This window comes from Streptomyces sp. NPDC102441, assembly GCF_044765585.1.
Classification (GTDB): Bacteria; Actinomycetota; Actinomycetes; order Streptomycetales; family Streptomycetaceae; genus Streptomyces.
Map to the genome: position 1 here is coordinate 425,603 of NZ_JBIWKH010000004.1, position 16,308 is coordinate 441,910.

The window sequence follows — 16,308 nt, forward strand, 5'->3', positions numbered from 1 at the left end:
CGGGCCCGGATGGTGAGACGGGAGCCCGGCCGGGCTGTGTTCCACGGCCGGTAGAATTGGGAGGACCGACCCCTCTCCACCGCCGGAAGGCCGCCCCCGTGCCAGCAGCACCCCCCGCCGCCCCCGACACCACGACCGACGTCGTCCTGGTTGTCGACTTCGGCGCCCAGTACGCCCAGCTCATCGCCCGACGCGTCCGTGAGGCCCGGGTCTACAGCGAGATCGTCCCGTCCACCATGCCGGTGGCCGAGATGCTGGCCAAGAACCCCCGGGCGATCATCCTGTCCGGCGGACCGTCCTCGGTGTACGCGGAGGGCGCGCCCAGCATCGACCGTTCGCTGTTCGAGGCCGGGGTCCCGGTCTTCGGTATGTGCTACGGCTTCCAGATCATGGCCACCACCCTCGGCGGCACGGTCGACGACAACGGTGCCCGCGAGTACGGCCGCACCCCGCTCACCGTCTCCAAGGCCGGCTCCACCCTCTTCGAGGGCACGCCCACCGAGCAGCCGGTGTGGATGTCGCACGGCGACGCCTGCTCCGCGGCCCCCGAGGGCTTCACCGTGACCGCGTCCACGGACGTCGTGCCGGTCGCCGCCTTCGAGAACGACGAGAAGAAGCTCTACGGCGTCCAGTACCACCCCGAGGTCATGCACTCGACCCACGGCCAGCAGGTCCTGGAGCACTTCCTCTACCGGGGCGCGGGCATCGAGCCGAACTGGACGATGACCAACGTCGTCGAGGAGCAGGTCGCCCTGATCCGCGAGCAGGTCGGCGACAAGCGCGCCATCTGCGGCCTCTCCGGCGGTGTGGACTCCGCGGTCGCCGCGGCCCTCGTGCAGAAGGCCATCGGCTCCCAGCTCACCTGCGTGTACGTCGACCACGGTCTGATGCGCAAGGGCGAGACGGAGCAGGTCGAGAAGGACTTCGTGGCCGCGACCGGCGCGAAGCTGAAGGTTGTCGACGCGGAGAAGCGCTTCCTCGACGCCCTGGCCGGTGTCTCCGACCCGGAGCAGAAGCGGAAGATCATCGGCCGCGAGTTCATCCGCGTCTTCGAGCAGGCCCAGCTGGAGATCCTCCAGGAGGACGGCCCCGAGGTCGCCTTCCTGGTCCAGGGCACCCTCTACCCGGACGTCGTCGAGTCCGGCGGCGGCACCGGCACCGCCAACATCAAGTCCCACCACAACGTGGGCGGTCTTCCCGACGACATCGAGTTCCAGCTCGTCGAGCCGCTGCGCCAGCTGTTCAAGGACGAGGTCCGGATGGTCGGCCAGGAGCTCGGCCTGCCGGACGAGATCGTCCAGCGTCAGCCGTTCCCCGGCCCCGGCCTCGGGATCCGTATCGTCGGCGACGTCACCAAGGAGCGCCTCGACCTGCTGCGTGACGCCGATGCCATCGCCCGCGAGGAGCTGACGGCGGCGGGCCTCGACCGCGACATCTGGCAGTGCCCCGTGGTCCTGCTCGCGGACGTCCGCAGCGTCGGGGTCCAGGGCGACGGCCGCACCTACGGCCACCCGATCGTGCTGCGCCCGGTCTCCTCCGAGGACGCCATGACGGCCGACTGGTCGCGCCTGCCGTACGAGACGCTGGCGAAGATCTCCACCCGCATCACCAACGAGGTCGCCGACGTCAACCGCGTGGTGCTCGACGTGACGAGCAAGCCGCCGGGGACGATCGAGTGGGAGTAGCCCTCCCGGCAGGGTCAATGCCGATGCCGTCGCTCATTCGTTTGGGCGGCGGCATCGTCGTATCGGATGGGTACGCTGGCCGAGGAGACGAGACTCTGCCCCATGGGAGCAATCATGAGTGCCGCACCCGACGATGAAGTGACCGAGCACTACCACTACCCCGTGCCCCCGCCCCAGGGCTGGGTGGCGGAGGACCTCGATCGGCTTCCGGATCTGCCGCGGCACACCGAGCTGATCGACGGGGGTCTCATCTTCATGAGTCCGCAGACCAGGTTTCACATGCGGACCATGCGTCTGCTGGAGAACTCTCTCCTCGACCAGGCACCGGACGAACTCGATGTATTTCGTGAGTTCAGCGTCAAGCTGGACAGCCGGAACCGGCCCGAGCCGGACGTGCTCGTGGTCTCGTTGGACGCGGATACAGGCCCCAAGGAGACTTGTCTCCGACCGGAAGACGTCCTTCTGGCGGTGGAGGTCGTCTCGGAGGAGTCCGCGGTCAGGGACAGGGATGTCAAACCCCGGAAGTACGCCGCCGCCGGTGTCCTGCACTTCTGGCGGGTCGAGCAGGGTGCCGACGGTCTGCCCGTCGTGTACGTCTACGAACTCGATCCGACTCTCAGGGCGTATACCGCGACGGGGATCTACCACAACACCCTCAAGCTCGACGTGCCCTTTTCCTTCGACATCGACCTCACCGCGATCCACCGGCGGCACACCCGCTAATTCGGTGGCAGCGTTCCTTCGCCGGTGGCATGGTGCACCCCCATGTCCGCCGAAGAAGTCCGCGCCCTCATGTCCGCCCCCGGCAATGACCGCCTCACCTGGAACACCCCGCTCTCCGAGGAGCACGCCGCCCACCTGATCTCGGCCTGCGCCCCCGCTCCCGGTGCCCGGATCGCCGACTTCGGCAGCGGCTGGGGCGAGCTGCTGATGCGCCTGGTCGAGGCCGCGCCCGGCTCCACGGGGGACGGCATCGAGACCGACCCGGAAGCCGTCGCGCGAGGTCTGCGACTGGCGGAGGCGCGGGGGCTCACCGACCGGGTGCGGTTCCACGAGGCCCCGGCCGCCGAACACCCGGGGGACGGCTACGACCTCGCCGTCTCCATCGGTTCCTCGCACGCCTGGCCGGGCTCCACCCCGGAGGCGCTGAAGGCGCTCCGGGCCGCCGTACGCCCCGGTGGCCGGGTGCTGTTCGGGGACGGGTTCTGGGAGCGCGAGCCCTCGCCCGCCGCGCTGGAGGGTCTCGGCGCCGAACCGGACGACTTCGGCACGCTCCTGGAGCTGATCCGGCAGGCGGAGGCGGCCGGACTCAGGCCGCTCCAGGTGACCGTCGCCGACCAGCGCGAGTGGGACCTCTTCGAGTCCGCCGCCAACATCGGCCGGGGTGAGCGCTGGGCGCCGGCCAACCCCGGGCACCCGCTGCACGCCGAAGTGACCGAGGCCGTGGACCTCCGCCGCACCGGGTATTACGGGGGATACCGCGGCACACTGGGCCTCGCCTACCTCGTACTCAGCGCCTGAAAATCGCACATTTCCACGACACGCGCCCCCGGCCCGCCCCGATGCGGGACGAGCCCGCTCCGTACGGCACAATTCGCAGAAATCAGAGGCGAGTTGGTTGTACCAGAGCAGGAAAGGGCGGCGTTCTCCGTGGCGTTGGACGAGGCGAGGGCGAAAAGCACGCACGGCGGTGGCTGTACGTGCGGCGACTGCCCGCACGGAGCACGCGAAGGGCACCGGCGGGCCGTGGCGGCCTTCCTCACGAAGCGGGACGAACTCGCCGCCGGGCAGGGGCTGCCCGGCGGTGTCGCCCAGTCGGTGTCCGCGTCCCGGCAGTGGGTGTCGGACGAGCTCACCGAGTCGGCCCGCACCGTCGCCGACCGCAGCCGCGAGGCCGGTGACGCCTGGCTCCACGCCCTCTGGCGGCGCACCCTGGCCGTGGTCTGGGGCGGCGTGGTCCTCCTGGTCATCGGCGAGGCGGTCACCGCCATCGGGGCCGGCTGGTCCACCGCCCGCACAGCGGGCCTGCTCGGAGCCCTCGTCACCGCGGGCCTGCTGACAGGCGCCGCCCGCGTCCACCGGGCCCGCGGCGGCCTTCTCGCCCCGATGATCGGCGAGGACAACCGGCTCTCCACCTCGCGTACGGTCGCGGCCGGCTGGGTGCTGCTCGCCGTCTTCGCCGTGCTCGTCCTCGCACTGCAACTGGCCGGCGCGTCCGACCACGATGACCGCGACGCCCTGATCGAGGGCCTGGACCTGGTCCGCTCGGCCGGGGTGCTGTCCGTGCTCGCGCTGGTGTGCGCCGTCACGGTCCTCGTACGCCGGGTGGTGACCGTACGCATCCTGGGGCAGCGACTGCAGAAGCTGCGGGCCGACCGGCCCCGGGCAGCCGATCTGCTGACGGACGACTCCGGACGCGGAAGCTTCACCGATGTGCAGTACGTGCTGGTCAGTACCGTCGCCGTGCTGTTCGCGGCGGTCCGTCTGGCCCGCCGCCCCGAGCAGTTGCCGGACCTGCCGTGGGGCCTGGCGGTCCTGGTGGCCGTCTCGGCGGCGACATATTTCGCGGGGAAGTACGTGGAGGGCGGCCGGCCGGTCATCCTGTCGGTCGTCCGGGCCAGGGAGGCCGGGGACCTGGACGCTCCGATCCGTACCGGCGACGACATCGAGATCCGGGGCGCCGGATTCGTGCCGCCGGGCGCCGGAAGCCCTGACCGGCTGGCGCGGGTGGTCGTCAGGATCGGGCGCGTCCATGTGCACGTACCCCTGATCCCGGTCGCCGGAGGCTTCGCCAACCCGGCGGACACCGTGCTCACCGTGCCCGTGCCCGTCGAGGTCGAACCCGGGGCCGTGGAGGTGCAGGTCGTCACGGCTGCGGGGGTGGAGACCAACTCCTGTCTCATCGATGTCACGGACTGATCCGCACACCTGGTGAGCCGCACCGAACCGGCGTACGTATGGTCTGTCGGAAGGCCAACGGAAAGCGGGACAGTGATGCATGGGTACAGGGGCGGTTCCTACGGGCTGGACGAGCCGCGAAGTCTCCGCGACCGGGCGGGGAAGTACGCGCTCCTTCCTCCGAGGATCTTTCTCGGCGTCACGTTCGTCTACGCGGGGCTCGACAAGCTGACCGACAGCGCCTTCCTGTCCGCGAGCGGGACCGGCTCCATCGGCGAGATGATGAACGCCGTACGCGACGGCGCGGCGATCCCGGGCCTCGTCGACCTGGCCCTGAAGAGCCCCGAGGGCTTCGGCTACGCCATCGCGATCGGTGAGCTCCTCGTCGGCCTCGGCACCCTGGCCGGCCTGTGGGCCCGGCTCGCGGCGTTCGGCGGGGCGCTGATCTCGCTGAGCCTGTGGCTGACGGTGAGCTGGCAGAGCACGCCGTACTACTACGGCAACGATCTGGTCTACCTCATGGCCTGGCTGCCGCTGCTGCTGGCCGGCGCGTCCTACTGGTCACTGGACGCCCTGAGGGGGCACCGGCGCCGCAGGGGACTCTGAGACCGGTCGGCGGGCCGGGTCGGGCATATCGCATATGGGCGGGCACTTCGATGTGAGCGTTCTGAACCCTTGTCCCTCCAGTGCGTTCACCCCGCACGCAAGTTGTTAGCGTGAGCGCAGCGGCGGCGTCCACACAGGTCTGCCGACGTACGGGGAAGGGGCAAGCGCCATGGCATGGGACGAATGGGAACAGCTCAAGAGCGACGCCGCGGAGAGGAGCTCCGCGCGCATGCAGCTCAACGAGGCTCCCGCGGCCGGGGGCGGCGGCAGCGCGTCCAGCGGTGACCTGGTCGTGCACGACGACCAGCTGGGGAAGCTGGGCAACACGGCGTACGAGCTGCGCCAGCAGTTCGGCACGGCCAGTGACTTCGCCCGCCCCAGTACGTTCACCGCGTCGATCGACCTCTTCAACGACGGTCTCGACATGGGGTCCGCGCTGACCGAGCTGCACGACGCGTGGAACAGCCAGACCGGCACCTTGAAGGAGGCGTGCGCGCACATCTCGAACCACTTCGACTTCACGCGCGCACAGCACTCCAAGGACGAGGTCCACATTCAGACGGATATTTCGGTGTCGAAGATCGACGATTACATCAAGTAACTCATCGGCACCGATCGTCGACCGACAACCACGGGGCTGGGCAGCGTTATGGCGGCAGAGATGATGACGGCGCAGGAACTCACCAACCTGCGTCTGGGCACGCTGGACACCGCGGTGTCCGACTGGGAGAAGATGCACGGCAAGCTGGACACCCTGGCAACCGGGGGCGGCGGCGGTGTGAGCGGCAAGGCGCTGGAGACGCAGGCGAAGGCGGCCGACTGGTCGGGCGCCAACGCCACCATCTCCAAGGAGTTCGTCACCAAGATCGCCGTCGAGTTCCAGGACGTGGCCGGCCAGGCCAAGAGCGTGCTCGGAATCCTGCGTGACGCCAGTGCCGCCTTCAAGAAGCACAAGACGGCCCTGGAGACGATCATCGACGACGTCGCCAAGCACAACATCTACATCAACGACAAGGGCGGGGCGATCGCCTCCGTCCCCTCGGGTGCGGCAGCAGGCAAGGGTGACATCCCGCCGCCGACCGACGAGGAACTCGCCGTGGCGGAACGCCGGGTGAAGCGGGTGCTCTGGGAGGCGAGCGAGACCGACCGCATCGCCGCACGGGCCCTGCGCGCACTCGCGAAGAACAAGCACGACTTCACCGGTGACGGCCCCGGCGGGCTCAAGGAGGCCGACGACCGTCAGGGCAAGGCGGACGCCGACTACTGGGCGAAGAAGGCCCAGGAATCCAACCCCGGGGAGTGGAGCGACGAGGACGTCGCGCGCTTCAACGAGACGCTCAAGGACCAGCGGGACAACCCGGGCTTCAGCGAGCGCTTCGCGACGACCCTCGGCGGCGAGGGAACACTCCAGTTCTGGCGGGACATGGCGGCCCCGCCCGGCGGCGCGGTCGAGGGCGACCGGGCCAAGACCCTCGCAGAGGTCCAGGACAACCTGAGCATGACGCTGGCCACGGCGACCCAGAGCGACAGCCCCGCCATGGACACCTGGAAGCGCGAGGTGATCGCGGCCGGCGACAAGCCGTTCCCGATCCAGGGCCTGCCGATGGGACCCAACGGCTACCAGGTCATGAGCAGCCTGATGGACAAGGGCAAGTTCGACGACGAGTTCCTGAACGACTACGGCGACAGCCTGCTGAAGTACGAGCGCGAGTACCCCGGAGACCCGGAAGTCGCCTGGCGCGACACGGCCAACCTCAACTACCCGCCCACGGACGAGCCCAACGACCCGTTCGTCGGCTTCATGGAAGGCCTCGGCCACAACCCCGAGGCGTCGCTGGACTTCTTCAACGACTCGACGACCGCGGACGGCAAGGAGATGGACAACTGGGACTACCTGGTGGCCAAGGGCGACGACGCCCGCGAATGGCCGCCGGGCGAGGACGGCAAGCCACTGGGTCACGACGCCATGGGGCACGCCCTCGAGTCGGCCACCATCGGCGTCCCGCACGACTCTGACGCGACACCGCCGAAGCACTCGGCCGGCAGCTCGGACCTGGTCAACAGGATCGTCGCGGAGTACGGCAAGAACCACGACGTGCTCAAGGACTCCCCGCTGAGCGACAGCCTCGGCAACATCACGGCCGAGTACATGCGTGACGTCCAGGACGGGATGAACGGCGACCGCGATATCAAGACCTACGGCAGCAACGCCAACCTGGGCGACCTGTCGCCGGGGCTGCTGAAGGACTTCCTCGGCGGGGTGGGCAAGGACCCCGATGCCTACGGGGCCATCATCAACTCCCAGCAGGCGGTCACCACCGAGCTCATCAACGAGGGCTACCACGACAAGGCGAAGTACGAGGAGTTCTCGGAGGAGATCGGAAACCGCATCAACCCCGGCGCCGAGATCGCGGGGATCATGGCGGAGTCCCGTACCCAGGCCGTCTACGACGACAAGATCGCCGCTGACGCCGAGTTCAACGAGAGTCTGGCCACCACGGACAAGTGGGCGGACCGCGCCATCGACATGGGGCTGTCCAGGTTCCCCGTCGCAGGAGATGCCGCCGGAATGATCATCGGGGACATCAAGGAAGCAGTCGTGGACCACTACACCCGCGACTCCAGCGACGAGGCGGGGCAGGACCGCAGCGATTTCCTGGAGAGCCAGCGGGTCAAGTCCGCGGATGCCGTTTACGACGCCACTTACCAGGCGGCACGAGAAGCCGGGACCGACCCGGAGAACGCCGCAAGCCAGGCCGACGCCGCCGCCCGCGAGGTCAAGCAGGGCTACGGCATGGGCCGCCAACGGGCAGGGAGCTGAGAAGGACCGTGCAGAACGATGGGACGGCGACGCCGTCGAGCGGCAACAGGCGGAAGAAGACCGCGTTCGGCGCGCTGGGCGTTCTCGTGGTTGCCGGAGTGGGCGTCGCTCTGTTCCTGCCGGATCAGGAGCCGGCCCTCTCCGTGCCCGGCCGGGTGTGCCAGGAAGCGGTGCCCGGTACCCACGTGAAGTCTCTGCTGCCGGAGAAGGGCGAGGCCTTCGAGGAGGGTTCCACGAACTTCATGGCCGATGCGCCGAAGGGGTCGGGGAAGTGCGACCTGTCCGGCGGGGGCAGGGATTTCGAGATCAGGTACAGCAGGATCCAGGACCCCGAATTCACAAGGGAGACGGTGGAGGGCAAGGCCGCGAGGCCCGGCTACACCCCGATCTCGCTCGGGACCGCTGAAGGGTACGTCGGTAGCAACGACAGGGCCGCGCTGTTCGTCGACTGCCCGTACTCCAAGGGGCGTAAGGACCTTCTGGAGGTCTCGGTCGGTGTCGGGGGCCTGCCCGAGGCCGATGCCGAGGACAGCACCAGGGCGGCGGAGCTCTCCGCGCTGACGGCCGACGTCGCCCGTGCGGTCGCGCGCGACGTAGAACGCTGCGAGGGCGCCGCAGACCTCCCCGACAGCGCCCCGAAGATCGGCTGATCCGGGGTGGTCAGCGCACTCCGGTGGAACCACGCGCTGACGCCTCCGCCGATGCCTTCCGCGCCCCGCGCCGTCGCCGCAGCCGGTAGCTGATCCACGTCACCGTGGCCGCCAGCCAGAGTCCGCCGAGGAACACGGGGGCGAAGAACGTCCACGGGGCGTTCCACGCCCCCGCCGCGTCCGCCGCGTAACCGGCCGCCAGGGTCAGCATGACGAGGCCTGCCACCGCGCGGCCCGGCCGGATCTCATGACGCAGCACGGGTGACCTCCAGCTGTCCGATGCCGATTTCCATGCCCAGTTCGACGGTGCCGGCGGGCTTGCTGTTCTCGGCGGGCCCGATGGTCTGGCGGGCCCGCCGGTCGGGGGCGATGTCGATGTCCTTGCGTCGGCTGGACGGGAACTGGATGTCTCCGAGACCCGCTTCGGCGTCCACCTTCACCGTCACCCCGGCCGGTACGACGACGAGTGCGCGGCCCGCTCCGACCTCGATACGGGTGCGCAGGGTCCCGCCCTCCGGGACGGTGATCCCGGAGAGGTCGAGCTCGGCGACACCGGTGCCCAGCTTGTACTGCGGCTGGACCGTGGCCACCGTGGCGGGATGCCACTCCTTGCGGACCCAGTCGGTGCCGATGTCGTCCGGGACGCCTGAGGCTCCCGCCAGCAGTCCCGCGGTGATCACCGCCAGCACGATCGTGCCGAAGCCGGTTCTGCCGAGGACGGAGGCGACGAGCAGGCCGAGGCCGAAGACCCCGAGTGCGGCGGCGAGCCCGATCTGCAGGCTGGGCCCCAGCGGATGGGTCTCCCAGCTCAGGCCAGTGCCGAGGCCGCCCGCGACCAGGGCGAGCAGGAAGACGAGGCCGCCGATCGACCGCGGGCCCCGGGTGCCCTGCGGGCGGTGGGGCGCGCGGTACGGGTCGGCCGGGGTCGGCATGCTCCTGCCGGCCTCCGCCGCCTCGGACACCGCGTCCGCGGGGCCCCACAGATAGCCGGTCCCCGCCGGGCCGGTCGTGCCGTCCTTGACGATCGGGTCGCGCCACCAGGACGGGCTGCCCCGGGTGGGCGGTGCCTTCACCTCGGGCGGCGCTCCGTGGCCCGAGGTGTGCGCCGCGCTTTTCGGGGGGTGCGGCGGCGAGCCCGGCACGTCCTCCGGCGGGGCCGTCCGGCGGTGCTGGGTCCAGACCGAGAAGCCGATCACGGTCAGCGACAGCATCGCGGCGAAGGCGAGCATCCCGCCGTTGTGCAGCATCGTCAGCAGCAGCCCGCACCCCACCAGCGCCAGCAGCAGTGCGATCAGCGAGGCGCCCTCGACCCGGCCCGACAGCAGCCGGCGCGCCTCGTTCTGTTCCTCGCCCTCCACCGGGAGCAGCAGCCACGCGAAGCCGTAGAAGATCAGGCCGATGCCGCCCGTCGCCGCGAGTACGCCGAGCACGATGCGGAAGATCACCGGGTCCACGTCGCAGTACCGGCCGAGCCCGCCGCACACCCCGGCCACCACTTTCTGCCGTGGGCTGCGGTGCAGCCGCGGTGCCGGCTCGGGGGGCGGAGTGACACCGGGGGAGGTGTCCTGGGGAACGGTCATGACTCCATGGTGACGGCCCGTACGCCTTCGTGGGGCCCGCGACGACCCTGGCCGATCCCTGATATTGCGTCCCGGAGACCACTGGGGGGCCGCGTCCTCAGGGTCGAGTCCGGGCAGACCCTGATGCCACGGGCCCCCGGAACGTGTGACGATCGGTGCATGCCAGCAGCCACGACCCGAGCTCCGAGCTCCCATGCCCAGGACCCGGAGGAGCCGGCGCCCCGCAAGCTGTACCGCAGCGCCGACGGGCGGATGCTCGGCGGCGTCGCGCGCGGGCTCGCCGGGCATCTCGGGCTGCCCGTCGCCTGGGTCCGGTTCGTCTTCCTCGGGCTGTTCTTCGCGGACGGCCTGGGCTCGCTGCTCTACGCGGTGTTCTGGATCGTCGTGCCTCTCGGGGTGGGTGGTGTCGCCGGGGCCGGCGGGGTGGAGAGGTCCCTCTTCGAGACCGCCCCCGACGGCCGGCGCAGACTCCGCAAGCCCGACCGGGGCCAGGTCTTCGCCCTGGTCGCGTTGCTCGTCGGCGCCGTGACCTTCGTCGGCAACGTCGACATGGGCAGCAAGGCGGACCGTTACATCTGGCCCGCGCTGCTGATAGGCGCGGGCTCGGTCCTGGTCTGGCGCCAGGCCGACAACGCGCGCAGGGCCCGGTGGATGGAGGTCGGCCGCCGCCGCCGTGTGCTGCACCTGGCCCGAGGACTGGCCGGCGTCGCGCTCGTCGGCCTCGGTCTCGCCGCCTTCATGGTGGTGCGGGGTTCGGCCGCCCAGCTCGGCACCGCGCTGACCGCCGCCATCGCCGTACTCACCGGCATCGCGCTGCTCGCGGGCCCCTATCTCGTACGGATGACACAGGACCTCTCCGAGGAACGCCTGATGCGTATCAGGGCCCAGGAGCGTGCCGAGGTCGCCGCCCATGTCCACGACTCCGTCCTGCACACGCTGACACTGATCCAGCGAAACGCGGACGACGGCGGCGAGGTCCGAAGGCTCGCCCGCGCCCAGGAGCGCGAGCTGCGCAACTGGCTGTACAACCCGGAGGGCACCGGCAAGGAGGAGGCCGAGGAACCGACGAGCCTCGCCGAAGCGGTCAAGCGGGCCGCCGCCGAGGTCGAGGACAAGCACGGAGTCCCGCTGGAGGTCGTCGTCGTCGGTGACTGCCCGCTCGACGAGAAGCTGACGGCACAGATGCAGGCCGCACGCGAGGCGATGGTCAACGCCGCCAAGTACGGTGGCGAGGGCGGTGCCGTCCAGGTCTTCGCGGAGGTCGAGGGCACCACGGTCTTCGTCTCCGTACGGGACCGGGGGCCGGGATTCGACCTGGACGCCGTTCCGGGCGACAGGATGGGCGTACGAGAATCAATCATCGGCCGGATGCAGCGCAACGGCGGCACCGCGCGGCTGCGTTCGGTGCCCGGTGGCGGCACGGAAGTCGAGCTGGAGATGGAGAGGGCGAGCCAATGACCGAGAACACCGAAGCGACCGGGGGCCCGGAGCGCCGGGTACGGGTCGTGCTCGTCGACGACCACCGGATGTTCCGCACCGGGGTCCAGGCCGAGATCGGCCGTACCGAGGAGACCGGGGTCGAGGTCGTCGGCGAGGCCGCCGACGTCGACCAGGCGGTCACCGTGATCACCGCGACCAGGCCGGAGGTCGTGCTCCTCGACGTCCACCTCCCGGGAGGCGGCGGCGTGGAGGTGCTGCGGCGCTGCGCCCCGATGATGGGCGCTGTCGAGAACCCGGTGCGCTTCCTGGCGCTGTCCGTCTCGGACGCCGCCGAGGACGTCATCGGTGTCATCCGCGGCGGCGCCCGTGGCTACGTCACCAAGACCATCACCGGCACCGACCTCGTCGGCTCCGTCTTCCGGGTCCAGGAAGGCGACGCGGTGTTCTCACCGAGGCTTGCAGGGTTCGTCCTGGACGCCTTCGCCTCGACGGACGCCCCGCCGGTCGACGAGGACCTGGACCGGCTGACGCAGCGCGAGCGCGAGGTGCTGCGGCTGATCGCCCGGGGGTACGCGTACAAGGAGATCGCCAAGCAGCTGTTCATCTCGGTGAAGACGGTCGAGTCCCATGTCTCGGCGGTGCTGCGCAAGCTCCAGCTCTCCAACCGGCACGAGCTGACCCGGTGGGCCACGGCGCGGCGGCTGGTCTGAGCCGGCCCGTGTTCAGGCGGGGGCGGCGCTCAGCGAGATGTTGAGCTTCTCGCCGGTCCTGCGGTAGCCGATGGCCGCGTAGATCCGCTCGACGTCGGGGCCGCCCGGCTCCAGCCACACGGTGTGGAAGCCGCGCTCGAAGGCGGTGCGGGTCACCCAGGCGGAGAGCGCCGCGCCCACGCCCCTGCGGCGGAAGGTGTCGGCGACTGCCAGGCCGGCCAGTTCGCCGATCCCGTCGAGCGGGGCCGAGCAGCCGCCCGCGCCGGCGGGCCGGCCGTCCAGGGTGGCCAGGGCCGAGACGCCGCCGCCCGCCGTCGCCGCGCGCAGCCAGGCGATCTCGCCGTCGTCGGGGCCGCCCTCCCCGCCGAATCCGGTGTGCTGGACGGCGGCGGCGGAGGTGAACTCCGTGTCGGTGACGGGCTCGGCGACACGGAGGCCCTCCACCGGCTTGGGCGCCAGGAGGTCGTCGGCCGTGCAGGCCATGACGGGCGCACGGCCCTCCACCGTGAAACCGGCGGCCAGCAGGGCTGGTTCGACGGCGGGCGCCCAGGCGGGCAGGAACTCCAGCCGGGGCAGCCGGTCGTGCTCACGGAACGCCGTGACCAGGTCGGCGATGTCCTGTGCGGTGGGTTCGGCGCCCTGGTCGGGAATGGCGTAGTTGGCGAACTTCAGCTCCCAGCCCGGATTGTGGCGCACCGTGAACGGGCCTACCCGGTAGTGGTCCGGGGACCGGAGGGCGAGGGAGCGGGCGTAATGCTGAATGGCAGTGTCCATGAGGCCCGGAGCCTATGCGACCCGGGTCGCTCCCGCGAAGGGCATTTCGCTGATGGGCGCGATGCGGACCGGGGCGCCGGGGCGCGGAGCGTGGATCATCTGGCCGCCGCCGATGTAGAGGCCGACGTGGGTGACCCCGGAGTAGAAGAACACCAGGTCTCCCGGTGCGAGTTCGGAGGGTGAGACACGTTGGCCCGCCTCGATCTGGGTGTAGGTCGTACGCGGCAGGGAGACTCCTGCCGCGCGCCAGGCGGCCTGGGTGAGGCCGGAGCAGTCGAAGGAGGCGGGCCCGGTGGCTCCCCAGACGTACGGCTTGCCGAGAGCCCCGTACGCGAAGTCGACGGCCTGCGCCGCACGGGCGTTGGGGGCGGCGACCGAACCGCGCGGGACGCCCCGGTCGGCGCGGGCTGCGCTGCCGCCGTGCGCGGCGTCGGCCGAGCTCTCGTAGCGGGCGCGCTGTCCGGCGGTGAGGGTGGCCAGGAGTTCGCGGGCGTCGGCGAGCTTGGTGCGTACCGCGTCCTTGTGCTTCTTGAGCTCGGCCCGGCGCGAGGCGAGGACATCGAGCTCGTCCTGGGCGCGGGCGCGCAGCTGGGCGATGTCGCTGATCTGCCGGCGTACGCCGTCGATCGCACCTGCCTGGCGGTCGCCCGCCCGGTCCTCGAAGGAGGCGCGCTCCAGATACTGGTCGGGGTCGGAGGAGAGGGCCAGCCGGACGGCGGGGTCGATGCCGGCGCTGCGGTACTGGGCGGTGGCGAACGAGCCGAGGGCGTCGCGTGCGGTGTTGAGGCGCTCGGTCCTGCGGGCGGCCTCGTCGCGCAGGGCGTCGACGGACTTCTCGGAGGCCGCTGCCTCCTCCTTCGCGCCGTTGTACTTCTCGGTGGCCACCTCGGCGTCGTGGTAGAGCCGGTCGACCTTGGCCTCGACCTGTGCCGGGGTGAGCTGCGGGTCGGCCTGGGCAGCGCCGTCGAGGGCGGTCGCGGTCGCCGCGCCGGCGAGGGCGAGGGTCGCTGCGGTGCGGGCAGCAGGTCCGGTGAGCAGACGCTGCTTGGGCTTGCGGTGAGCGGCTTTGCGATCGGCGGCCACGGGGGTGGTGCGTCCTTCCGTTCGACTGCCCGGCGGTGGGTGCCGCGGGCCCGCCGGGTCCGGCGGCGGGCCACCACAGGGGGATGTGGCCCGCCGCCGGATTCCTGGCGGGGCGACCGGGGAACCGCCCGGTACGGGGGCGGTGGTGCAGAACCGGTCACCTGGGAGGGACGCTAAGCCCGGCGCACAGCGAAGAGGTGTAATGACAGCTATTGCCCTCATATGCTGTTTCGTTTCCGTCGGGTGACCGGAAAAATCAACAGGAGTCCGGCAATTCGCGCAGAGCTCAGAAGGACTCATCAGTAAGTCGTACCTGGCCGAAGAGTGGTGATATGGCCGTGGCTAGGCTGCGGCCATGGACGCACTCATCAATGTCTTCGTGGCCCTGCACATCATCGGTATCGCCTCCCTGCTGGGCGGCTTCCTGACCCAGATGAAGGCCATGGGGGCAGGCACGGCGCGCTTCGTCCCGGCCATGCTGCACGGTGCGCTCACGATGCTCGTCACGGGTGTCGCGCTGGTCGGGCTCAACCAGGCCGACGACCAGAGCGTGAACAACATCAAGATCGGGATCAAGCTGCTGGTCCTGATCGTGGTCCTGGCGCTCGTCTATGTGAAGCGGGACGAGGAGAAGGTGGACAAGGGCGCGTTCGCCGCCGTCGGCGGGCTGACGGTCGCCAACATCTTCATCGCCACGCTCTGGACCTGAGCCGGACGGGCGGGCCCGGGCCCGCCCCGTGCCCGCCCGCCGATGTCCTCGCCCGCGCGTCAGGCGGGGCGCACGCTGCCGTAGATCGGCATGTAGTAGATCGACTCCTCGCGGACGTTCGCGCCCGGCTTCGGTGCGTGGATCATCATGCCGTCGCCCTTGTAGATGCCGACGTGGCTGATGTCGTCGTAGAAGAAGACCAGATCTCCCGGCTGTAGGTCCGCCGTGGCCACCCGGGTGCCGACCTCGACCTGGTCCCAGGTGGTACGCGGCAGATCGACGCCCGCCTCCTTCCAGGCGGCCTGGGTGAGCCCGGAGCAGTCGTACGACGACGGGCCCGTCGCCCCCCAGACGTACGGCTTGCCGATCTGGGCGCGCGCGAAGGCCAGGACCTTCTCCGCCTTCGTGGCGTAGCCGCTGCCGGAGCCCGTGCCGCCGGTCTCCGTGCCGGTGCCGGCCTCCCCCTTCGCGGCCTCCTCCTTGGCCTTCTCCTCCGCGGCGGCCTGCTGCCGGGCCAGCTCCTCGGCCTTGCGCTCGGCCTCGGCCTCCTTCTTGCGCTCCAGCTCCGCGAGCCGCGCCTTCTCCTCGGCGGTCAGCTTCGACAGCAGTGAGCGGGCCTCGGTGAGCTTCGTCTGCACCTGCTGCTTGCTGGTGCGCAGCGTCTCCTGCGACTCGGTGAGCGTCTCCAGGCTCTTCGTCGCCTCGACGCGCTTCGCCGCCGCCTCCTTCTGCTGCGTGCGGAAGTCGGCGACCGTCTTCTGCTGCTGGCTCGTCATCCGCGCCATCAGCTGGTCCTGGTCGAAGTACGACTGGGGGTCGTCCGCGAGGAAGAACGTCGCCGTCGGGGCGATCGAGCCGCTGCGGTACTGCGCGGCGGCGTAGTTGCCCAGCTCCCGGCGCGTCTCGTTCAGCTTGTCGGCCCGCTTCGCCGCGGCTTCCAGCAGCGCGTCGACCTTGGAGCGCTGATCGGCGGACGCGCCCTTCGCCTTGTTGTACTCCTGCGTCGCGGTACCGGCCTGCCGGTAGAGGGCGTCGACCTTCTTCTGCACTTCCTCGATACCGGGCTTGGGCTCGGAGGGGGCGGCCGTCGCGCTCTGCGTGGAGAGCAGGGTGACGGAGGCGAGCGCCGCCGTCGTGAGACCGACGGCGGGGGTGGTGGTGCGCACCCGGGTGCGCGGCTTGCGATGCGACGCCAAGGCCGGCATCTCCTTCCGTGGACCGCCTACTGGGTTAGCGATGGGGGTCCCCCCAGGCCGTTCAGGCACTGGGGGAGGGTTCGGGCGGAACGGAAGGCTGCCCTACGGTCCTGTGGAGAGGGACCGATTCACCCCGGTGCTGCGTGTGGGTCCCCG

General features: G+C 70.5%; 16 protein-coding genes. 11 read left to right on the top strand and 5 right to left on the bottom strand.

Annotated features, from left to right (window positions below; genetic code table 11):
• Positions 1-98 precede the first annotated feature (98 nt).
• From guaA to ACIREO_RS10815, 8 genes are all read left to right on the top strand, one after another.
• The gene (gene guaA / locus ACIREO_RS10780) at positions 99-1,685 is read left to right on the top strand and encodes a glutamine-hydrolyzing GMP synthase (protein ID WP_404107313.1); all 1,587 of its coding nucleotides are present in this window, start codon (positions 99-101) and stop codon (positions 1,683-1,685) included.
• Between the two features lie 114 nt (positions 1,686-1,799).
• Positions 1,800-2,408: a Uma2 family endonuclease gene (locus ACIREO_RS10785; RefSeq protein ID WP_404107315.1), complete on the top strand. Its 609-nt coding sequence runs from the start codon at positions 1,800-1,802 to the stop codon at positions 2,406-2,408.
• Between the two features lie 42 nt (positions 2,409-2,450).
• Positions 2,451-3,206 (top strand): SAM-dependent methyltransferase, encoded by a 756-nt coding sequence (locus ACIREO_RS10790; protein WP_404107317.1) that lies wholly within the window; start codon positions 2,451-2,453, stop codon positions 3,204-3,206.
• A gap of 129 nt (positions 3,207-3,335) precedes the next feature.
• A complete protein-coding gene (locus ACIREO_RS10795) occupies positions 3,336-4,604 on the top strand; it encodes a hypothetical protein (RefSeq protein ID WP_404107319.1) in 1,269 nt (422 codons plus the stop codon).
• 75 nt (positions 4,605-4,679) lie between these two features.
• A complete protein-coding gene (locus tag ACIREO_RS10800; RefSeq protein ID WP_404107321.1) occupies positions 4,680-5,189 on the top strand; it encodes a DoxX family protein in 510 nt (169 codons plus the stop codon).
• A 169-nt stretch (positions 5,190-5,358) separates the two neighbouring features.
• Entirely contained in the window at positions 5,359-5,790 is a 432-nt protein-coding gene (locus ACIREO_RS10805) for a hypothetical protein (protein ID WP_404107323.1), read from the top strand.
• 60 nt (positions 5,791-5,850) lie between these two features.
• Positions 5,851-8,010, top strand: coding sequence for a hypothetical protein (locus ACIREO_RS10810; protein WP_404107325.1), 2,160 nt, complete (start codon positions 5,851-5,853; stop codon positions 8,008-8,010).
• Between the two features lie 8 nt (positions 8,011-8,018).
• Positions 8,019-8,660 (top strand): hypothetical protein, encoded by a 642-nt coding sequence (locus ACIREO_RS10815; RefSeq protein WP_404107327.1) that lies wholly within the window; start codon positions 8,019-8,021, stop codon positions 8,658-8,660.
• Between the two features lie 10 nt (positions 8,661-8,670).
• Here ACIREO_RS10815 and ACIREO_RS10820 read toward each other — a convergent pair whose 3' ends face one another.
• Positions 8,671-8,919, bottom strand: coding sequence for a hypothetical protein (locus ACIREO_RS10820; RefSeq protein WP_404107329.1), 249 nt, complete (start codon positions 8,917-8,919; stop codon positions 8,671-8,673).
• A complete protein-coding gene (locus ACIREO_RS10825) occupies positions 8,906-10,240 on the bottom strand; it encodes a PspC domain-containing protein (protein WP_404107331.1) in 1,335 nt (444 codons plus the stop codon). Before ACIREO_RS10825 ends, ACIREO_RS10820 begins: the two co-directional genes overlap by 14 nt.
• A 159-nt stretch (positions 10,241-10,399) precedes the next feature.
• Between ACIREO_RS10825 and ACIREO_RS10830 the strand changes: the two genes are divergently transcribed.
• A complete protein-coding gene (locus tag ACIREO_RS10830) occupies positions 10,400-11,698 on the top strand; it encodes a PspC domain-containing protein (protein WP_404107333.1) in 1,299 nt (432 codons plus the stop codon).
• Complete coding sequence (locus tag ACIREO_RS10835; RefSeq protein ID WP_404107334.1) at positions 11,695-12,390, top strand: LuxR C-terminal-related transcriptional regulator; 696 nt, start codon at positions 11,695-11,697, stop codon at positions 12,388-12,390. Before ACIREO_RS10830 ends, ACIREO_RS10835 begins: the two co-directional genes overlap by 4 nt.
• A 12-nt stretch (positions 12,391-12,402) precedes the next feature.
• Here ACIREO_RS10835 and ACIREO_RS10840 read toward each other — a convergent pair whose 3' ends face one another.
• Positions 12,403-13,164, bottom strand: coding sequence for a GNAT family N-acetyltransferase (locus ACIREO_RS10840; protein ID WP_404107336.1), 762 nt, complete (start codon positions 13,162-13,164; stop codon positions 12,403-12,405).
• Positions 13,165-13,176: 12 nt separating this feature from the next.
• Positions 13,177-14,247 carry an NlpC/P60 family protein gene (locus tag ACIREO_RS10845; RefSeq protein WP_404107338.1) on the bottom strand — a complete coding sequence of 357 codons (1,071 nt, stop codon included), beginning with the start codon at positions 14,245-14,247 and terminating at the stop codon, positions 13,177-13,179.
• A 355-nt stretch (positions 14,248-14,602) separates the two neighbouring features.
• Between ACIREO_RS10845 and ACIREO_RS10850 the strand changes: the two genes are divergently transcribed.
• Positions 14,603-14,956, top strand: a complete 354-nt coding sequence (locus ACIREO_RS10850) for a hypothetical protein (protein ID WP_404107339.1) — start codon at positions 14,603-14,605, stop codon at positions 14,954-14,956.
• Positions 14,957-15,015: 59 nt separating this feature from the next.
• On the opposite strand, the gene ACIREO_RS10855 is transcribed toward ACIREO_RS10850, so the two are convergent.
• On the bottom strand, positions 15,016-16,161 hold the full coding sequence (locus tag ACIREO_RS10855; protein WP_404107340.1) for an NlpC/P60 family protein: 1,146 nt from the start codon (positions 16,159-16,161) through the stop codon (positions 15,016-15,018).
• Positions 16,162-16,308: the final 147 nt, after the last annotated feature.